Here is a 19,469-nt window from a genome sequence, read left to right on the forward strand (position 1 = left end):
ACGGACTCTATCGGTATTACTTTCCGCCATGTGCCATTTCCTTCGAAGAAAACCAGGCTCTCATGGAGAGCCCTACCGGTTTTACGATGCGCGCAAGGTCCGGTTTTCGCCCTGCTTCGCCAGCACGTCCTCGTAGAGCTTCACATAATTCTCGCCCACTCGCCGCGAGGTGGACTCCTCGACGATGTTTCCGAAATCCGCCTCGGTCGGTAATTCTGCGCGCGAAAGCGTCAATACGCGACGAATACGCGCAGCAAGATCTGCGGCATTGCCCGGTTCGAACAGCCAGTCGTGGTTGGTCTCGCCAATCAGTTCCGGAATGCCGCCGGATGCGGCACCGATAACGGGCACGCCCATGGCATAGGCCTCGTATATCGTGCGCGGCGAAGGTTCGGCCCAGAAGGATGGGACGATGAGAACATCGATCTCTTCGAAAAATTCCTTGGGCTTTGCCCAGCCGATAAACTCGATCGGCAGGTCACCGGCCTGAGCCTTGAACCGCTCGATGGAATCGTCCATGGCCTGGCCGGCAACCAGACAGCGCCAATTGCCATGGCCGATTTCCCTGAAGGCATCGACCATGTTGCCGACGCCTTTTTCGGTGTTGATGCGGCCTATATAACCGAAGGTCAGCGGCCGTCCGGCCCGGTCGATCTGCCGGCGTGCGACGGGATCGCCATCCGGAACGGTGCAGGAATAAAAGATGACGCGGCGCAGGCTTTCCGGAATGTGATGGAAGAGCCCGTGATTAACATGCGTCTTCAGGATTTCCGTGCCGACGCTTGCAACCGCGCCAATATAACGCTGCGTGAATTTCTTGGTGAAATTCACCACCTGACAGCCGAGATGGATGTGCTCACACGGCTTGCCGCCCTTGAACATCGCCGCGTTGCCACACAGGAGATCATATTCGCAGATCGTGTGAACAATCGGAATGCCGCGCTTATGGGCCGCGCGCCACACCAGCGTCGTCACGTCCAGCAGCGAATGGGTGTTGAGAACATCCGGCCTGAAATCGTCAAGAACAGCTTCGAACTGCTTCTCGACGTCGAAATTCCATTGCTGCTTGAGCTTCTGCATGCGCCTTTGCTGCGGCGTATATTGCGGCCAGTCCTCGAGCCAGAAATCGTTGTTGTGGAACATGCGGTAAACGCTGACGCCGTTGCGCACCGTTTTGGGTTCGGCCTGCCGCTCTATGCAGGCGGCGCCGACGTCATGTCCCATGGAGACGAGTTCCTCGGCGAGATGTTCGACCGAGCGTTCGCATCCACCAACAATATGCGGCGGATAAAGGCTGCTAAGATGGAGAATTCGCATGCGGATACGCTCTATTTTCCTTCATCGAAAATTTATGACATCCACTCCGGCCTCGCCCCTATCCCCGAACGCTCGAGAACAAATGGACATTTGCAAAAATACAAAGACGGAACAGATTTAACGCTTGAAAATATGAATAACCAAAAATCTGCTTTTAAAGAGCACGGTAATTGACGCCATTTCAAGTCATTTTTTTCGCGGCGCGGCAAAAGCCATCCCGTGTTGCGAAAAGAACCGGTCTCGTGTTAGGCTCTTTTTATATGAGAAATGTCTGAGCTCAGGTAGGAAATCTCCGCCACGCCAGATCGAAATATTACTGCTTTATATATTTATTTTGTTTCAGAAAAATGGATTTGATGGCGACCGAAAATGCCGAAAACTTCCAGGACATTCTGACAGGCTTCGCTCCCGTTTAAACCAGCGCCATCTCGCCCGATGGCGGCTACGATAGACTTTCGCCCGGATTGCCAGGAGACGCAGATGAACGGAAAACTGCCGATTGCCATGGGCCTCCTGACACGACGTGGTCTTCTTTCCGCCGCACCTGCCGCATTGGTCGCCGCGACGGGGCTGCGCTCCACAACTGCAGAGGCGCAACCCGCCGTTTCCGCCGATACGGAAGCATTTCTGGACAGTGTCGGCGTGTGTGGCCATTTTGCCCGCACGAACGGCGTCTATCCGGAACGCTTCGAACAGATCCTGCCCGAGTTGGAAGCCCTCGGCGTACGCCACCTGCGTGACGAGGGCCTGATTAACGCTACAGACCGACGCAACAGCGCCGTGTTCCAGCGTCTGCGGCAGATCGTGGCGGCGAATATTCGCCTCACAATCATCTGCTACGACGATCTCAACCCCTACGTCTCCACGCCGCTCGACAGGCTCGCGGATTTCTATGACTGGTGCGATGGCGGCATCGAGCTTTTCGAAGGCAGTAACGAACCGGTGTTGATGAAGGATCCTCAAAATGCGCCGCGCCGCTCCGCGCAGCATCAGGCAGCACTTTACCAGACGATCCGTTCCACTCCGCGCTTGAACGCCCTCGGCGTTGTCGCACCGAGCTATATCCAGACGAACATACCGCTGGCGCAGAATCTTGAGGAAATGTGCGACTTCGGCAACATTCACCCATATGCCGGCATGGAACATCCCGAAACGACCGGGCCGGGGGAGCTTTCAAAATTTGTGACCGCATCGGCGCCCATCGCGCCGCGCCGGCCGATACTCGCCACAGAGATCGGCTACCACACCTCGCTGAAGACCAAGAGCTTCCATTTTCCTGTCACCGAAGGCATCAAGGCGCGCTATATGCCGCGCATGCTTTTATGGTGTTTCGCAAGCGGTATCCGCCGGTCCTATATTTACGAGATGGTTTCCAGCTTCGCTGATGACGACACAAATCCAGAAACATCCTTCGGTCTGTTGCGCTACGACCTAAGCCGCACGCCCGCTTACGAGGCCGTCCGCGCCCTGCTTTCGCTTTGCAAGGCGAGACGGCAAACAGCGCCAGCCGAACGCCGCGTCGATTTTATCCAGAACGATCTCCAAAGAGTATCCTTGCGGCTGACAAGACCCGACGGCGCGTCGCTTGTGCCGGTCTGGCTCGCACTTCGGGGCTGGCAATGGCCAGCACAGATCGAAAGCCCGCCAGAGGAGCGTCCCTCGATCTTCTCGGTGACCGGCCCGCATAGCCAGGTCATCGCACACAGGTTCCACGACAATGGGTCCGTAAGCCAGCGCGTGATTCAGCCGCAAGGAGGGCAATATAGGCTTCCCGTCAGCGATCAACTCACTGTGTTGGAAGTATTTTGAGGGTGAGCGGATGAAAATTCCCGGTCGCCGACTTTCGATTCAATAAACATGCTTGGTGCGGATTGGCGGTGGTCAAACGCGAACCAACGCCATTGTTCGGACTCGCCTTCTCGGATAAACCAAGTCCAACTGATCAATGTTGCAGAGATAAATCTCGGACTTTGTTTCTCTTCCGATAGGCTTGGTTGATAGGCGCTTCAATAAATCGATATGAGGCCAAACCAAATATGGTGGTCAACGCCAAGGCGAAAAAGGCCGTAAAAAGCAGGAACGCAAGACCAGACAGCCCCGTCATCGCTACGGTTTTCATTGATATTTGAATCATTAAATTATGCACTAAATAGATGGAATAACTAGCATTTCCCAAGCTCAATAAAAACCAGTGCTTAGCGACGTAACCGTTCCGCTCGAGAAAAACACAGCCTGACACAAGTAACATCCCGGCAACGCCCCAGGTCAGGGGACGTAATATGTTATTGTTGTAGAGGCTGAATCCAGAACTAGTCGAGATGATAATAACAACTCCCAAAACAATAAGCAGCCAAGAGCCTCGGGGCCCCACTAAAATCGAATCGTTTCTGAGGCCGGAGAAAAACGCCCCAAAGGCAGCACCAAATGCAAAATCCAAAATTACGGGACTGCTATAATATTTGAAATAATCATCGAACGGAAATATTAGACCTGAAGCAACTAAAGAAAACAGGAAAAACACAAGAAAAATTAATCTATATTGAGAGCTTCGTATAAACATCAAAATAGAAAATACGAAATAAAAAAACATTTCATAATTCAGTGTCCAGCCTACAGACAGCACCGGCTCCCAAAAGCCCCCACGTTCAAAGGGAATAAAAAACAATGACTTCCAAACATAACTTGGCTGCAACTCCATAACGCCCAAAGGCCGAGCACCGACAATAAAAAGAGACACGATTAATAATGTCATCATCCAATAAATCGGAACGACTCGCACAACTCTATTCATCAAAAACTTAAAAGGGTCCACGTCCTTATTATAGGTTGTGACGACCATTATAAACCCGCTCAGGACAAAGAATATGTCCACACCGGAAGCACCACCCTCGTATTTTCTAACATCGGGAAAAACACGACCGATCACCGGTATGAAATGATGAAAGAATACCAAAAGCGCGGCGGCGGCTCGCAATACCTGAAGATTCACTATCATTAATACAAAACCTCAAAATACTACAATTCAATTATCATTTTAAAAGGGCGCATAAAAAATATAAAATGAAGCCGATTCTTTGCGTTTTCGCAGATTGCATTCACACCCACTGTAACCGGCAACGAAGATCGCGCAACACTGATATTGAGTAACCCATCGCAACAACACCCGACTGCCCCGCAGTTGGGACAGCGATCGACATCGGAAGGCTTTGAACCGAAACGCGCCTCAAAAGCCGGTTAAGGATACCGAAACTTCAGCCGCGTGAGGCGTATTTTAACACTTGATCGTTTGCTTGGCCTGTGCGATTTAAGAAGAAATTTTAAATGTTGGATAACCCTGTTCGACATTACGCATACTTAAGTTTGTATTTTAAAAATTTGGAGAGTTGTAATGTCCCGCCTTCGTAACGGCTCGACGCTCGCTGGTGCGATATTGGTTACCAGCATCGGCCTTTTTTCAGCAGCTGCCAACGCCCAGACTGTCGAAAACGCACCTGCCGCTGTTCAGGAGCAGACGCCACCCGTTGAAAGCGCCGCGACAAGCGCGCCCGTCAAGGCTGCAGATGAAACCAACGCCGCTTTTCTGGCGCGCGTTCATAGCGCCAATCCGGGCACCGTCGCTCTTTCCGCCGCAGAATTGTTCAAGCAGTCGCCGGCGCCTGGCACGGTCAAGGATCTGATCACCATCGCCTCAAGCACCGATGCGGCAACCGCCGACATCGCAGGAGAAGTCACGAACGGGTTTCCGATCATTGCCGTCTCTACCAGCGCTGCTCAATTCTCCGAACAGCTTTCTGCCATGGTTTTGAATGATTCCAGCCAATTGCCCGTCGTCGTTGCACTGGCTCAGAAGGTCGCCAACAAGGACTTCTCCGAAGTTGTCGGCGAAGGTCTTGCACTTGCTTATTCCACGGCAATGCAGAGTGGTAATACGATACTCGCGGCCGCGATCCAGTTGCAGACAAAGGGTACCGGCGTACCCTCCGACCTGCTGATCGCCTTTAGCGAAAACGTCCAGGGAACGGCTGCCGGCCCGGCTGCACCCGCAGCCGCCGCAGCAGCTGCATCTCCTATCGGCGGCGCCGGTTCCACGCCTGCCAGCGGCAACAGCATCGGCGGCTCAGGTGCTGCGGGTGATACGGGCGGGACGGTACAAGCCGGGGGTGGAGCAGCGCCCGTCGGCGGTGGAGGAAGTGGAAGTGGAACAACAACGACAACAACCGGTGCCACCGGCGCCTTGCTGTCCATAACGGTTTCAACCGGCAGCACCAGCACGCCAACGAGCACAAGTCCCGTCTGAGCCTGGTTTTGCCATTTCCTCCGGAGATGGCGATCGACTGTTCCACGATGCAACCGAGACTTGGCGGGCATTGCGCCCGCCGGAAAAAGCGAGGCTGACAGTTGTTGCAAAGGCACGATCCTCTGACGATGACCGATTACGATAAGAGCGGACTTACAGCCGACTTTATCGATATCGACGCCGCTCTTGCGATGATCCGCCGACAATGGCGCGTCGTCCTTGCCGCGATTGCCGTCGCCGGGGCAATTGGTCTCGCTTTCGCCGCAACGGCCGTTCCGATCTATTCAGCCTCGGCGACCCTTTTGATTGATCGCAACAACAGCCAGATCGTCGAGCAGCTATCGACAATCGGCGGCGTCATCGAGGACGAAGCCTCCATTCTCAGCCAGGTCGAAGTCCTGCAATCCGAAACAATCGGCCTTGCCGTGGTCGACAGTCTCAATCTGGCGGAAAACCAGGAATTCCGGGCAACGCGAGCATCGCTTCTGAGTTCGATATTCAGCACCGTCCGTTCGGTGGTCAATGTTTCGCAATGGTTTTCACCCGTCAAAAAAGAGACTGTCATTGACGATGGAACCCTGAAGAGATCGCTGTCGGACCGTTTGCTTCAGGGCCTCAGCGTCAAGCGCATCGGCCGAACCTACGCGCTGGAACTGACCTATAATTCGACGTCGCCGGTTCTCGCCGCACAGATCGTCAACGCCGTGGCGTCAGCCTATCTGGTGGATAAGCTCAACTCCAAATATGAGGCGACGAAGCGGGCGAGCGACTGGCTGTCTGACCGCATCGCCGAATTGCGCCAGCGCGCTCTTGAAACCGATCTGGCCGTGCAAAAATTTCGGGCCGTGCACAATCTGATCGAGACGGGCACCAGCGGCCTGCTGTCCGACCAGCAACTGGCGGCGTCCAACAGTGCACTGATCCTCGCGCAGTCCGACACGGCGCGAGCGCGGGCGCGCGTGCAGCGCATCGAATATATTCTTGCCACCGATGATGTCGATGCGGTCGTCACCGATATTCTCGACAGCGCGGTTGCAAATGATCTGCGCAAAAAATATCTCGAATCCTCAAAACTCGAAGCGGAAATCACAAGCCGGCTCGGCAGCAACCATGTTCAGGCGGTGCGTCTGCGCAACGAAATGCAGGAATATCGCCGACTGATGTTCCAGGAAATCAGCCGGATCGCGCAAAGTTACAAAAGCGATCTGGAGGTTGCTGAAGCAAGAGAAAAATCGCTCGTGGAGAGCGTCGCCAAGGCCACCAACGTCAGCACCTCCGCCAGCCAGACCCAGGTTCAGCTTCGCGAATTGCAGCGTGAGGCGGAAACCTACAAGAACATGTATCAGACCTTCCTGCAGCGTTACCAGGAAGCGATGCAGCAGCAATCCTTTCCCGTCACAGAAGCACGGGTGATTTCCAAGGCGATGCCGCCATATACGCCGAGCAAGCCGAACAAGACCATGATCCTCGCACTGTTCATGATCATGGGCGCAGCCGCCGGCGGAGGCATCGCCGTGTTCCGCGAATTCCGCGACCGCTTCTTCCGGACCGGGGAACAGGTGCGCGACGTTCTTGGGCTGGAGTTCCTGGGCAACACCCCGCTCGTCCAGACCAAGCCTGGCGCAGACGCGGTGCCGAAGGGGCAAGATGAAGCACCCGCCGCAACACGCCCTTCCAGCGTCGCCCGTTACGCTGTCGACCACCCGCTGTCGTCCTTTGCCGAAACGTTACGCAGCACAAGGCTTGCCATAGATCTTGGCATTGCCACGAAACATGGCGCGCGGGTGGTGGGTGTCGTATCCGCCCTGCCGAGCGAGGGGAAATCGACGATCTCCATCAATCTGGCGCAGCTTCTGGCCGGACAGGGCGCAAGGGTGCTGCTGCTGGATGCCGATATCCGCAATCCCGGCGCTACACGGGCTCTGGCGCGTCACGCCACAGAGGGCCTGCTCGAAGTACTGCTGGAAGGCCGCAATATTCGCGATGCGCTTCTGCATGACGAAAAGACCCGGCTCGCTTTCCTCCCGACCGTCGTCAAGCAACGCGTACCGCATTCCTCCGAACTGTTGACGTCAGCGCAGATGCACAAATTGCTGGCCGAGGCGAGCAGCGTCTTCGACTACATCATTGTCGACCTGCCGCCGCTCGGGCCGGTGGTCGACGCCCGCGCCATGGCCAGCCGGATCGACGGTTTCGTCTTCGTCACCGAATGGGGCAAAACCGCCCGCAGGGCCGTGCGAAATACCATTGAAAACGAAGTCCATATCCGCAAGAAATGCCTCGGCGTCATTCTCAATAAGGTGGATACGGAAAAGCTGAAGCTCTACCGGGCTTACGGCTCGAGCGAATATTATCATTCGCGCTACACCAGATATTACCATGACTAGACGGGACGGCGTGATGCGCCTGCGCAAGGTCTTCGCAGTCGTGCCGGTTCTCATCGTTTCCGTGTTCGTTTTGTCGATCGCGGCACAGGCATTCTCCGAAACGCGACGTTTCTCCGATGTCGTCGCGATGGCAGGAATTGCCGACGACCGCAACGGCCTTGCACCCGATATGCTAGCCCAGGCGGTCGATGGACTTCGTCCCGTCATTGCAGAAAGAATCTGCCGTTCAGATATCGTCAAAGCGGGATTACGACTGGTTCTGGCCGATCTCGATGCGAATGGCAAAGACGTGGCATCTAAGGCCGGGGCGGCGCGTCTTGGTTTTGCCGAGACCTATGTTCGCCATGCGCTCTTCTGTTTTCCGGCAAACGGCGATGTTTGGTTGCGTCTTGCCATGGTTCGTGCGCTGCGCAACGCCTCGCCCCTGGAAATTGCCGTGCTGATGAATTTTTCCCATCTCTACGGGCCGGCCGACGCCAATCTGATACGCGGACGTTTCGTAATGTGGCAACAATTTCCAAAAGAAGCGCTGCCGCAGGCCGAAGCGGCCAGAAACGCAGACACAGCGGTCGTGTGTGGCAGGGAAGGTGAAATTCTACGCTGGACCTTGCGGGATGCCTGTCCGCAAGAGCCAGCGGGTAGCACGAAACGTTCCAAGCCCGTGTCGTGAGGCAAAATATGCGAAGTGGCGGATAGCGCCTTTTCGTTTCCGTTACTGTCGCCGCAAACTTCTTACAAAGCCGAACCCCATGCCACCATTCGAAGCCCAGTCAGAACCGCTGTCCTTCTCGCCGCCGCGACCGGCCGCATTTCAAGATTATTTCCGGGTGGCCGCGATAGTCGCGTTCTGGGCGATATTCCTTCTCGCGCTTCTCAATCGTGGTGCGACCGAGATCGAAAGCCGCGTTGTCGTTACCATCGCTATTTATGTCCTGCTGGTGCCTTCCATTCTGCTGTTTGGGCCGCCACAGGGCGGATCCGGCAAAGCGCTGGCAGCCGCCAGCTTTTTGCTCGGAGCACTCATCGTCCAGGCGCTGCTACAGACATCGTCCCTGCCAGGCATCGCCCCGCCCAATCCGGCCTGGGCAACCGCCGCCATGTTCACACAGGCCGTGCCTGCGGCCACAATCTCACTCACTCCGGCGGATGATCAACTCGGCCTTTTGAGCGCTGCCCTGCCCTTCGGGGTCTTCATGGCCGGCCTTGTGATTTTCGATAGTGACGAGCGCGCGGCAAAGGGGCTGCGGTGGTTTGCAATAGCCGGCGGCTGGCTGGCGCTGTGGTCCATCCTGCAATTTCTGCTTTTCCCGGAAATGCTGGGCTTTATTCAGAAACACTTTTATCTCGGCAGCCTGACCGGTCTTTTCGTCAATCGCAACACAGCCGCGACGTTCTTCGGCCTCATCCTTCTCACCCTGGTGGCGCTGCTGCACAAAAGGCTCGTGGCTCCAGACTGGAGAATGATCAGAGCGCTGGTGGCCAACCGCCTGACGGTGCCGGATGAGCAGAAACGCCTCATTCGCAAGGCCGCCTTCATCGGCGTTCTGACCACATTTTGCTTTCTCGCCCTGATGTTGACCGGATCGCGCGCGGGGATCATGTCGAGCTTCGCTGCGGTGCTTCTCCTTATTCTTCTCACCGTGTTCAACGCTCCCTTGAGAACAGGCCGTAAAGCGGCCGCCTCACGACGTAAGCGACGTGGGTTTAAACGCAGGGCAGCACTCATGCTCGCCATCGCCATCGCCCTGTTCTCGCTTTTCGCCAGCCGGGTGGCGCTTCGCATGGAAACGCGTGTGGAAGACGACATGCGCTTCTGCTACATGCCGGGCATCATGCGGGCCATCGCCGACAATTGGCCCTTCGGGTCAGGTCTTGCGAGTTTTGCGGAAACCTATGCGCCTTATCATGCGGCACAATGCGGCGTGGATGCCGTCGTCACCCATGCCCATAATGTCTATGCCGAAGGCCTGCTGACACTCGGCATCGCCTTCCCCTTTTACGCGGCTTTTTTTGTGCTTGCCCAACTGGTTATTTTTATTCGCGGGGCGCGCAGGCGGAAAAGCTATCGTTACGCCTCCCATCTCGGCCTTGCCGGACTATTGCTCGTCATACTCCATTCGACACTTGATTTTTCGCTGCAGGTGCCCGGCTTCGCCATGGCCTATGCCGCCTTCCTTGCCCCCATCGTCACTCTTTGCCTTCGCCCACCCGGAGTGGAGCGGGACGAACGGCGGCGCAGACAATCTTCAGCCGACCCGGCAATGGCGGGTGTAGTCGGTCAGGATGAGACGTTGAAAACCGCGTTTTAGCAGTCGTGGAGCCGAGACATGGTCCATATTCCGGCGATGCGAAATAGTTGTAGTAATTGCAGAACCAGATAGGCGCGAGAAATTGGTATGCGGATATTGCAGGTAACATCGCTATTTTCTCCTGATCGGGTCGGCGGCGCGGAGATATTCGTGGAGGACCTTGCACGCGGTCTGGCGGAAAAGGGACACGCGGTTGCGGTGGCTGCAATCTCCCGGAAACAGGAGGCTGTGGAGCTGCGCGATGGTTTCGCCATTCATCGACTAGGACACACCACACCGTTTTTTATCGGCGACTGGGAGCAGCAGCCGGGATGGAAGCGCAAATATTATAAAATCGCCGTGCAACTGGACCCGCGCCTCGTGCGCCGGCTTGCGGCTGTCATTGATGATTTCCGTCCAGACATCGTCAACACCCATTCATTGTCGGAACTGACACCGTTGATCTGGCCGATGATCCGCAAGCGCGGCATTTCGCTCGTTCATTCCCTGCATGATTTCACCAGCATGTGCACCAATGGATCCCTGTATCACGACGGGCATATTTGCGACGGAAGCAGCAAAAAATGCCGCACCTTTTCCTATCTACACCGTCGTTGCCAATGCGCCGTCGATGCTGTCGCCGGTGTCGGTCGCGATATTGTCGAGCGTCATGTGAAGGCCGGCTTTTTCACTGATGTGCCCGAAAACCGCCGCGTGGTGATCTGGAACGCCATAACGCCGCCGGCTTCACAGAGTGAGCGCATTCCCCGCAGGCCGGATGAGCCGGTTGTTTTCGGCTATCTCGGCCGCATCGAGGCGCCAAAGGGCGCAGACCTGCTGATGGAGGCCTTGCGGCTTTTACCGACACAGGGTTGGCGGCTGGTCATGGCAGGCCGGGCACCAGGCGGCATCGAAGCCTATCGGCAAAAGTGCGCCGACCTACCCGTCGAATTCCCCGGCTATGTCGATGCCGATAGTTTTTTCGCGGGCATAGATTGCCTTATCGTACCGCCTTTGTGGCCGGAGGCTTTCGGGCGCACTGTCGCGGAGGCCATTCTGCGCGGCGTTCCCGTCATCGGTGCCAATCTCGCCGGGGTTGCAGAACAGATCGGCAGGGACAGACCGGAGCGTCTGTTTACGCCCGGCAATGCCGCTGAACTCGCCGCACGCATGACCCAAGCGATGCGCAACCCCTCGCTTCTCAAAGAGACATCCGAAACTATAGAGCGGATTTCGCAAGGCGTCGCGCCCGAACGGGTGGTTGCGGCCTATGAAACGCTTTATGCGGATCTGCACGACAGCATCCGGTCATAAGCCATGGGATTCCAACGCGAAAACGCGCCCGTTAGACGTCAGATATTATGGAAAAGCCGCGCATAGCTCTCCGCCGCCTTCTGCCATGAATATAACTTGCGGTTTTCGTAACCCGCCCGGCGAAGATCGTCCGCCAGACCCGGTTCCTGGAAAAGCCGGTAAAGTGCAGCGACAAGACTATCCGGGTCGGCGGGATCGAAGGTGAGAGCGCCTTTGCCGGCGATCTCCGGCGTCGCGGAGCGGTTGGAGCAAACGACCGGGCATCCCAATTGCTGCGCTTCCAGAACCGGCAGGCAGAACCCTTCATAGGTCGAAGGCACACAAAGGCAGGCGGCATGGCGATAGAGTTCAGCCAGTTGCCCGTCGTCTATGCCGGAAAGCCGGATCAGCCGCGCCTTCAATTCCGGGTCGTCGAGCACATTGCCGATTTCCTCCGCATCGTCGCGGCCCACATGCACGACATGCAAATCCGGCCTTGCCTTGCCAAGCACCGCAAATGCCTTGCCCAGAAGGGTGAAGTTTTTGTTGGAGGTCGCGTTTCCGACCGCCAGTATATAAGGCCCGGCAACGGGCGACGGCCCGTTTACAGCCTCCGGATCAACCTTCAAGGTGCTGTCGGAGTGAATGGTCAGGCTTTTGCTGGCGGCAGAGGGATAAAAGCGCGCCAAATCCCTTCGTGTCGCTTCGGACACGCAAGTGACGCGATCCGAACCGGCCATCATCAGGCGGAAAATGAAATCGGTCGTCAAGGTCGCCCGCCAGCCGATCTGTTCGGGAATTGTCTTGAAATAAAGATCATGAACGAGCGTGACGCGTCGTTTGCCGCCGAGGGGACTTCCAAAAGGATCGGCGTTGAACAGCACATCAATACGGTGCCGGCGGCAAAGTGCAGGCAAGGCCACGGCCTGACGCAGCACATCGAAAACCATGATACGCGGCCGCGGAGTTTCCATCAATTGAAGACGGCTGTCGCGCAGGCTTTCTGGAAGTTGCGCCCGCGTCCAGGGAGAGCGCAGAATATAATCGTCCTGCGTTTGCTCTAAAAGCTGCTCCAGCAGGCTGAAGGTAACGCGGGCGACGCCGGAAGCCTTGCCACCATATTGGCTCGGCATGTTTACGAGAATGCGCATCGGGGGCTTCATGCCGCTTCAGCCAGCAGCGCGGAAACCGCTCTGCAGGTCTCCTCCAGCGAAAAACGCTGGCTTACATCTTCCCGCCCCTTCTGCGCCAGCCTTTCTGCCAGCGCCGGATGCGACAGGGTGCACCCGAGTGCCGCAGCAAGTGCCGAAGCATCGCCCGGCGGCACGAGAAGACCCGTCTCACCATCGCGAATGATTTCGGTAACGCCGCCGCCGCGTGTAGCGACAACCGGCCGGCCACACATCATCGCCTCGACCACGACCCGGCCGAACGGTTCGGCAACAATCGAGGTGTGAGCGACCACATCCATCGCTGCCATCAGCTCGGGAACGTCCGAACGGAAGCCGAGGAAGCGGACACGACCATCCAGACCGAGACGGGATGCCTGGTCGCGGATACGCGCCTCATAGGCCTCCTGCCCGAACAGCGGCCCACCGACGATGACGGCCTGAGCGCCATCCATCGCCGCAATTGCTTCCAGGAAGATATGCTGCCCCTTCCATTCGCTCAGCCGGCCGAACAACCCGACGACAGGCTCGGGGCCAAGACCCAATTCCGCGCGCAGCCGCGCGGCCTTGCCGGCATCATAAGTGGCGGCCTTTGCTGGGTCGAAGCCATTGTAAACGATGCGGACCTTATCTGCCTCACCGCCAGCTTCGATGAAAGCCCTGCCCGTTTCCTGCGAGTTGACCGCAACCACCCTCGCAAAAAGGCGCGCAAATGCCAGCGACGCGCGACGATTGGCAGCGCTGAAGGCTGGATCGGTGACAATATCATGCAAAACCCAGACGAGCGGGCGGCGGCTGAGCTTTGCTGCAAGCGCACAGACAAAAAGCGCCTTTTGCGAATTGGCGCAGATGACGTCGTAATGTCTCGCCTCCCGGCTCAGTTGCCAGGCGACGGCTACCACGTCGGCTGCTCCACGCAGCATTGAACCAATCGATGAATCACGGCGGATCGACAGCATTTTTTTGCCGGCGGACAACATGATCGGCGGCCGCCCGGAGGCCTCGAGATCATCCGCGGCGGCGCCGCCGCTGAGAAAGCAGGCGCGCCAGGAATGCGGCCCGGCCTTGACCAGATCCGTCAAAAAAAGCTCAGCGCCGCCCTTCTCACCGGTATGGCTGACAAAAAGAGCGGATGTCATGGCGTCACCTGCAGCGTGTCGCAGCACGCAATTGGCAATTGCCCATCATTGCGGGCAAGAACAGGCTGACCGCGAGCAACACCAAAATGATCGGTGACGAAAGGCATATCTTCATCATGAGCTTCAGTGTATGAACGACAATGCTTGCTTACGTTTAAAAAAAATGACATTTAAACCTTTATGTGGATCAAAAATCCGGCCCACTTAAAATAAAAGAAAAATATTCTATTTTTGTATTTTAAAAGAATTCAAAGAAAAATGCGTGACGTTCAGATTTATACGCTCAGGTTCTTCGCGTTTTTCCCCGGATCTTACGGCAGGGTTATCCTGCGGCCAGACCAGGAGAACGACCGATGACTGCGCTCAAACATAACATATGCATATATAGAACGGGAACGGAAGAGGTGCCGGCATGATCGGCGTAACGCTCGGCATCGTCCCCGGGAACATGCGCGCCCTGGTCCCGGCCTTGAACGCTCTCTCGCCGTTGCGCGCTCGTCTGACCGCGGGACAGGGTGCAACGATCTTCGTGAATGGCGACAGCACAGCCTATGCTGATGCCGGACCGTTCCAGCAATTTGCCATGATGCTTGGCGAACTGCACGATATGAAGGTGGTGGTGTACCGATGGGCCGAATGGCAGACAGATGCGCCCACCGGACCGAAAGCCTACGCCGAACCGGTCACGCTGCGCGCCGGCGATGGCCCGACGCTCACGGTCTATCTCGCGGCACTGCCAGGCGGGACGGCGGCTTACATGCTCGCGGAACAACGGGCGGCAGCGCTGAAAATTCCACGCCCCGACGTATGCATCATGCATCATGGACACAATATGCAGAGCTTCGAGGCACCCGGCGGCATCCTGAGTTCAGGGCGATCCACCCTGCTCGGGCCGCTGGGCATGACAGAATGGCAATGGCCTGGCGCTCCCCAACTCATCACCACACAAAATCCCTGGCGCGATAACACGGGTTACGACAAAGTCTATCAAGCGATCCTCGATGTCGCCCGGTCTCATCCGAACCTCACACTGGTGGATACGCATGCGGCATTTGTGGCGAATGGCAAGGACGCGGCGCTTTACCGGGACAATGTTCATCCGAACGATGCCGGCTCTCGGCTCATCGCCCGAACCTTGTTCGGTTGTTATCTGGCGTCTGCGCCCGACAGCGGCTTTCAGACCCCTTGCTGGCCGAGGCTTCCCGCCACGAATCTCATCGCCAACGGCGATTTCACCGATTGGTCAGGCTCGGTTCCGACGGGTTGGAGCCTGAACGCGCCGGGTTCTGTTACCAGAGCCGCCGATGTCACCTTTTCTCCCGCCTTCGCCCATAGCCTCGCCCTGCGTGCGAATGGCAACCAGACCGTCGGACTACTTCGCTACTTCCGCAATACCGAAGCGGCGGCGATGATTGGCAAAACCGTTTCATTTGCGGTGCTTTACAAATACTCCGAGGGGCAACGCCCACCCTTTGTTGTCCTGGTTGTGAAAAGCGGAGGCACATCCCGTACGATCAATGCCGCAGCCCTGCAATTTGGCGGAATGAACGCCCTCAGTAATAGTGGCTGGATGTGGGCCGTCGCCAATGAGATCGCCATCGACCCCGACCTTAGCCCCAGCGGTTTCGGCCTATACCTGCAAATCTATCCAGCCTTCGGCACCAGCCCACCAAACTCTAATGAACCGCATTATATCCAGCGGGTAATTGTAACGGAAGGTTCATCGCCGAAAGGCAATCTGAGCGGCTAAAAACACAGAAAATTATCTTGCGCGGCAATGCTGTCAAGACCACTATTCACTGTCATCCCCTGTAGCCTCGCGGGGATAACGCCCTCAAACAGGGCCACTCCAGGTCCGCCATCGAAAGACAGGCCGCGAATGACCCTAAGCGCAAATGTGCTGACATCGCGTCAGTTCCCGTTACCGGGCTTCGTCCTGGCGATGCCGTTTTACCCGTCAAAAACAGTCAATGTTCCCGGCCGTTTTCTGTCCGTCTTTGTTTTTTCGATTGGTTTTTTCATTCAATGCAATGTTGCGACGAGCAATGTCGGCCTGCGATTTCTCAACATCACCGATATGCTGGTTTTACTGACGCTACCCGCTATCGCCCTGCTCTATATTCGCAGCCTGACCCCGTCGATTATTCTGTTTTATCTACTTCCACTGACGGTCTTTTTCGCGCTTTCGACACTCTTTGCCGACGACCGCGGTGACGGCGAATTCTATACCACTGCGATGACTTATTTTTACGCGGTGTATTTTCTGTTCTTTGCCTACATGATGTTCAAAGAGAACCTTCTCGACATTTTCTGCTGGGGAATTTTCGCCGGCTTTATCGCAGTGGCGATTCTTCTGTTTCTGGACATCATCATTCATGACCAACTCGCCTCCGTCGGGCTATCCTTTATGTTCGATGAAGCCGGCGTACGGGAGACTGCGGCTAAGGGCGAGTTCAATCCGCTACTTTTGCGCTTTGAAAAACCGGGAGGAATTTGGCCCGTCGGCAACACGGCCGGACCGGCATTCGCTCTAGCGAGCGCAGCAGCAGCCTATATTGCTGAGCGTCGCAGACGCCCCGCGCTTTTCGCCGTATTCTTGGTCGTTTACTTGGCCAGCTTTACCCTCACGCTCAACAGGTCGGGAGTGTTTGCGGTACTTGCCATCGGACTCTATTTTTACATCAGAAATTTTTCAATCAGGATGCTGCTCAGCACATATTTCGGTTTGGCCTTATCCGCTCTTGTCATTGCCGCCGTTTTGCCATTGGGCGCTTTCGACTTCGCAGAGCAAGCTTTTTCGAAACGTTTTTTCGAGGACAACAATAGCAGCAACAACGTACAAGAACGATGGACGACTATCACCGGCGGTTTCCAGGTAATGCTCAATCATCCCTGGGCATCGGCTTTGCCAGTAGAATTTCTGAGTTGTCGAAGATAACAACGATCGGCACGCCTCATAACGGCTTTCTAGCAACCGCCTATGCATCCGGCATTGGATTTTGTATCCTAAGCGCCTTTGCAACCATCTATGCCGTCTTCCGAAAACGAAAAGTCAGCTTCTTCGCCTACTCAGCGGTTGGGGTCATCATCGGCTACCAGTTCGAAGAGCTGAATTTCAATCCTGTCTTCATGGCGCATGTTGGACTTGCCCTCGCCTATGCTTTCATCGATCTCGATTTCAGGCTTTTCATGAAGAATTCGGCGATGCGGATGGCCGCGATAACGCAGAACGTACGCGGCGGCGATGAAGGAGGCTTCACGGATAAATTGGGCGGCTTGAGGCATCCGACCTCCTAACCAAAGCGTGGACGACAAGCGCTAAGGCGATCAAAATGGTATATTTGAGCGGCGGCCATAGGCTCCAGCCTTAAACCGGCGCGCTAGCCGACCTCGATGATTTCAATCTCCCTGCCACCCAGATTAACCACATCGCCAGCCGTCTTCCCCATCAAAGCCCGCGCCACGGGAGAAACATAGGACATCGATCCCACAGCAGGATCGGCCTCATCCTCACCCACGATCCGGAACTGTTGCGTCCGCCCGTCATCGCGGCTGAAGGTTACAAGACTGCCGAAGGCAACAATGCCATTTGCGGGCGGGCTCGGCATTAGTTGGGCGGCGCGAATGCGCTCCGCGAAATAGCGGACGTCCCGCAGAGGGCTGGCGGAAAGTCGTCGTCTTTCATTGATGTCTTCGACGGCATTGGCCGCCTCGCAGGCCTCACGCGCCAGCCGCAATTGCAGTTCCAGCGCTTTCAGGCCCGCCTCGGTCACCAGATTGGGATGCGGCGAAATCACCCGATCCGGCAGAACGGTTTCGGCTGCGGTTTCGGCACTGTCTTCCTTGGTGAAGGCTACACTCAATCTCGTACTCCATTCCGATGAGATGCCATCTCAGGCATCTCCTTTTCGGTCCAATCCTGCCACCGCATAGTGGAGCGCGGCAAGAGCGGAAACACAGCCACAGGTTCAAAAACGGACGTGGAGGAAGCGGAACTGGCTGGTTGCGACATCGCCCGTTAATCAGATCGACGCTTTTACACAATCTGTCCTGGCACACACGCACCCCTCATTTCTGGCCCTAACAGGAGGCTTTTTGCCCTGTTAGGATGTTCCGCAGGAGGAGGGAGGAAGCCAACGCTAACGGACAGGAGACAGTTCATGGCCCGGACAGTAGTGAATGCGCTTGGAGACACACTTTATTACAGCGGCAATTCCCAGGGATTTTTTTCCGCCACGGGTTCCGGCCCCTGCTAACAGGCACTGCCGGCAATGATTCCATGTGGGGCGACAGCTCCGTCAACGTGACGATGGCGGGCGGCACAGGCGACGATATTTATTATCTCTATTCCAGCATCAATCGCGCCGTCGAAAATGCCGGTGAGGGCATCGATACGATCGACACCTGGATGAGCTACACCCTGCCCGAGAATTTCGAGAATCTGCGGGTCACGGGAGACGGCCGTTATGCTTTCGGAAATTCGCTCGACAATATCATCACCGGCGGATCGGGCAGCCAGACGATCGATGGGGGCGCCGGCAACGATGTGCTCATCGGCGGTGGTGGTGCCGATACTTTCGTTTTTACCAGCGGCAACGGCACCGATCTCATCATGGATTTCAGCGCCAACGATACGATTCGGCTGAATGGTTACGGCATCACATCCTTCGATCAACTCGTCAGCAACTCCACCCAACAGGGTACCGATCTCTGGCTGAACTTCGCAAATGGTGAAGCTGTCGTGCTTGCCGGAACCACCATTGACGACCTTCAGGCCGACCAGTTCGAACTCAGCCTTGACCGGTCATCCCTCACCCAGACCTTTGCCGACGAATTCGACGCGCTTTCTCTGCGCAGCGGCGATCAGGGAACCTGGGACGCCAAATATTGGTGGGCACCGGAAAAGGGAAGTTCGCTGACGACGAATGGCGAGGCGCAATGGTATATCAACCCCGCTTATGCGGGGACATCCGAGGTCAATCCCTTCAGCGTGGAAAACGGCGTGCTGACCATCACCGCCGCTGAAACCCCACAGTCGATCGCCGCCGAGGTCGAGGGTTACGACTATACGTCTGGCATGCTGAACACCTATTCCTCCTTCAGCCAGACCTATGGTTATTTCGAAATCCGCGCAGATATGCCGACCGATCGGGGCGCATGGCCAGCTTTCTGGCTTCTGCCGGAAGACGGTTCCTGGCCGCCGGAGCTGGATATCGTGGAAATGCGCGGCCAGAACCCCAATACGCTGATCATGTCCACCCACTCCAATGCGACGGGCGAACAGACATCGGTGATCAACAATGTCAGCGTGCCGAGCACGGAAGGGTTCCACACCTATGGCGTGCTATGGGACGCGGAACATATCACCTGGTATTTTGACGATGTCGCGGTGGCACAAACGGATACGCCCGACGACATGCATGACCCCATGTATATGCTCGTCAATCTTGCCGTCGGCGGCATGGCGGGAACGCCGTCTGCAGGTGATTTCAGCGATGGCTCGCAGATGATGATCGACTACATCAGGGCCTATTCGCTTTCCGACTGGGCCGCGTAAGGAACGACAACGCCGGCAGTCG

13 protein-coding genes and 2 pseudogenes are annotated in these 19,469 nt (G+C 56.4%); 10 read left to right on the plus strand and 5 right to left on the minus strand.

Annotation, left to right across the window (positions count from 1 at the left end; translation table 11 throughout):
• Positions 1–81 precede the first annotated feature (81 nt).
• Positions 82–1,317: a glycosyltransferase family 4 protein gene (locus G3A56_RS19505; protein ID WP_082185539.1), complete on the minus strand. Its 1,236-nt coding sequence runs from the start codon at positions 1,315–1,317 to the stop codon at positions 82–84.
• Between G3A56_RS19505 and G3A56_RS19510 the strand changes: the two genes are divergently transcribed.
• Positions 1,216–1,491 carry a hypothetical protein gene (locus tag G3A56_RS19510; protein ID WP_164056740.1) on the plus strand — a complete coding sequence of 92 codons (276 nt, stop codon included), beginning with the start codon at positions 1,216–1,218 and terminating at the stop codon, positions 1,489–1,491. The genes G3A56_RS19505 and G3A56_RS19510 overlap by 102 nt on opposite strands.
• 306 nt (positions 1,492–1,797) lie before the next feature.
• Positions 1,798–3,126, plus strand: a complete 1,329-nt coding sequence (locus G3A56_RS19515) for a hypothetical protein (protein ID WP_082185537.1) — start codon at positions 1,798–1,800, stop codon at positions 3,124–3,126.
• A gap of 133 nt (positions 3,127–3,259) precedes the next feature.
• On the opposite strand, the gene G3A56_RS19520 is transcribed toward G3A56_RS19515, so the two are convergent.
• Complete coding sequence (locus G3A56_RS19520; RefSeq protein WP_003497340.1) at positions 3,260–4,312, minus strand: acyltransferase family protein; 1,053 nt, start codon at positions 4,310–4,312, stop codon at positions 3,260–3,262.
• A gap of 393 nt (positions 4,313–4,705) precedes the next feature.
• Between G3A56_RS19520 and G3A56_RS19525 the strand changes: the two genes are divergently transcribed.
• The 5 genes from G3A56_RS19525 to G3A56_RS19545 all read left to right on the plus strand — a co-directional run bounded on the left by G3A56_RS19525 (position 4,706) and on the right by G3A56_RS19545 (position 11,603).
• Positions 4,706–5,614 carry a hypothetical protein gene (locus G3A56_RS19525; RefSeq protein ID WP_003497341.1) on the plus strand — a complete coding sequence of 303 codons (909 nt, stop codon included), beginning with the start codon at positions 4,706–4,708 and terminating at the stop codon, positions 5,612–5,614.
• Between the two features lie 128 nt (positions 5,615–5,742).
• The gene (locus G3A56_RS19530; RefSeq protein WP_082185535.1) at positions 5,743–8,001 is read left to right on the plus strand and encodes a polysaccharide biosynthesis tyrosine autokinase; all 2,259 of its coding nucleotides are present in this window, start codon (positions 5,743–5,745) and stop codon (positions 7,999–8,001) included.
• Between the two features lie 13 nt (positions 8,002–8,014).
• Positions 8,015–8,671: a hypothetical protein gene (locus tag G3A56_RS19535; RefSeq protein WP_082185533.1), complete on the plus strand. Its 657-nt coding sequence runs from the start codon at positions 8,015–8,017 to the stop codon at positions 8,669–8,671.
• A gap of 79 nt (positions 8,672–8,750) precedes the next feature.
• Positions 8,751–10,310 carry an O-antigen ligase family protein gene (locus G3A56_RS19540; RefSeq protein WP_082185531.1) on the plus strand — a complete coding sequence of 520 codons (1,560 nt, stop codon included), beginning with the start codon at positions 8,751–8,753 and terminating at the stop codon, positions 10,308–10,310.
• Between the two features lie 87 nt (positions 10,311–10,397).
• Positions 10,398–11,603 carry a glycosyltransferase family 4 protein gene (locus tag G3A56_RS19545; protein WP_082185529.1) on the plus strand — a complete coding sequence of 402 codons (1,206 nt, stop codon included), beginning with the start codon at positions 10,398–10,400 and terminating at the stop codon, positions 11,601–11,603.
• Between the two features lie 38 nt (positions 11,604–11,641).
• On the opposite strand, the gene G3A56_RS19550 is transcribed toward G3A56_RS19545, so the two are convergent.
• A complete protein-coding gene (locus G3A56_RS19550) occupies positions 11,642–12,733 on the minus strand; it encodes a glycosyltransferase family 4 protein (RefSeq protein ID WP_082186045.1) in 1,092 nt (363 codons plus the stop codon).
• A gap of 8 nt (positions 12,734–12,741) precedes the next feature.
• On the minus strand, positions 12,742–13,890 hold the full coding sequence (locus G3A56_RS19555) for a glycosyltransferase family 4 protein (protein WP_082185527.1): 1,149 nt from the start codon (positions 13,888–13,890) through the stop codon (positions 12,742–12,744).
• 412 nt (positions 13,891–14,302) lie between these two features.
• Between G3A56_RS19555 and G3A56_RS19560 the strand changes: the two genes are divergently transcribed.
• Positions 14,303–15,640 carry an SGNH/GDSL hydrolase family protein gene (locus G3A56_RS19560; RefSeq protein ID WP_082185525.1) on the plus strand — a complete coding sequence of 446 codons (1,338 nt, stop codon included), beginning with the start codon at positions 14,303–14,305 and terminating at the stop codon, positions 15,638–15,640.
• Positions 15,641–15,769: 129 nt separating this feature from the next.
• Positions 15,770–17,187: pseudogene (locus G3A56_RS19565) on the plus strand (O-antigen ligase family protein).
• An 83-nt stretch (positions 17,188–17,270) separates the two neighbouring features.
• Here the strand turns inward: G3A56_RS19565 and greA are convergent.
• Positions 17,271–17,753 carry a transcription elongation factor GreA gene (gene greA, locus G3A56_RS19570; RefSeq protein ID WP_082185521.1) on the minus strand — a complete coding sequence of 161 codons (483 nt, stop codon included), beginning with the start codon at positions 17,751–17,753 and terminating at the stop codon, positions 17,271–17,273.
• Positions 17,754–18,050: 297 nt separating this feature from the next.
• Here greA and eglC point away from each other — a divergent pair.
• Positions 18,051–19,447 (plus strand): annotated as a pseudogene (gene eglC, locus G3A56_RS19575) (endo-1,3-1,4-beta-glycanase EglC).
• Positions 19,448–19,469: the final 22 nt, after the last annotated feature.

Origin of the sequence: Rhizobium oryzihabitans, assembly GCF_010669145.1 — a bacterium.
In the GTDB taxonomy this organism is placed as follows: Bacteria; Pseudomonadota; Alphaproteobacteria; order Rhizobiales; family Rhizobiaceae; genus Agrobacterium; species Agrobacterium oryzihabitans.

Excerpts from the sequence above, each read along its gene's own strand:
- G3A56_RS19510 (WP_164056740.1), top strand. The coding sequence starts at position 1,216 with ATGTCCCATGGAGACGAGTTCCTCGGCGAGATGTTCGACCGAGCGTTC.
- G3A56_RS19505 (WP_082185539.1), bottom strand. The coding sequence starts at position 1,317 with ATGCGAATTCTCCATCTTAGCAGCCTTTATCCGCCGCATATTGTTGGT.
- G3A56_RS19515 (WP_082185537.1), top strand. The coding sequence starts at position 1,798 with ATGAACGGAAAACTGCCGATTGCCATGGGCCTCCTGACACGACGTGGT.
- G3A56_RS19520 (WP_003497340.1), bottom strand. The coding sequence starts at position 4,312 with ATGATAGTGAATCTTCAGGTATTGCGAGCCGCCGCCGCGCTTTTGGTA.
- G3A56_RS19525 (WP_003497341.1), top strand. The coding sequence starts at position 4,706 with ATGTCCCGCCTTCGTAACGGCTCGACGCTCGCTGGTGCGATATTGGTT.
- G3A56_RS19530 (WP_082185535.1), top strand. The coding sequence starts at position 5,743 with ATGACCGATTACGATAAGAGCGGACTTACAGCCGACTTTATCGATATC.
- G3A56_RS19535 (WP_082185533.1), top strand. The coding sequence starts at position 8,015 with ATGCGCCTGCGCAAGGTCTTCGCAGTCGTGCCGGTTCTCATCGTTTCC.
- G3A56_RS19540 (WP_082185531.1), top strand. The coding sequence starts at position 8,751 with ATGCCACCATTCGAAGCCCAGTCAGAACCGCTGTCCTTCTCGCCGCCG.
- G3A56_RS19545 (WP_082185529.1), top strand. The coding sequence starts at position 10,398 with ATGCGGATATTGCAGGTAACATCGCTATTTTCTCCTGATCGGGTCGGC.
- G3A56_RS19550 (WP_082186045.1), bottom strand. The coding sequence starts at position 12,733 with ATGCGCATTCTCGTAAACATGCCGAGCCAATATGGTGGCAAGGCTTCC.
- G3A56_RS19555 (WP_082185527.1), bottom strand. The coding sequence starts at position 13,890 with ATGACATCCGCTCTTTTTGTCAGCCATACCGGTGAGAAGGGCGGCGCT.
- G3A56_RS19560 (WP_082185525.1), top strand. The coding sequence starts at position 14,303 with ATGATCGGCGTAACGCTCGGCATCGTCCCCGGGAACATGCGCGCCCTG.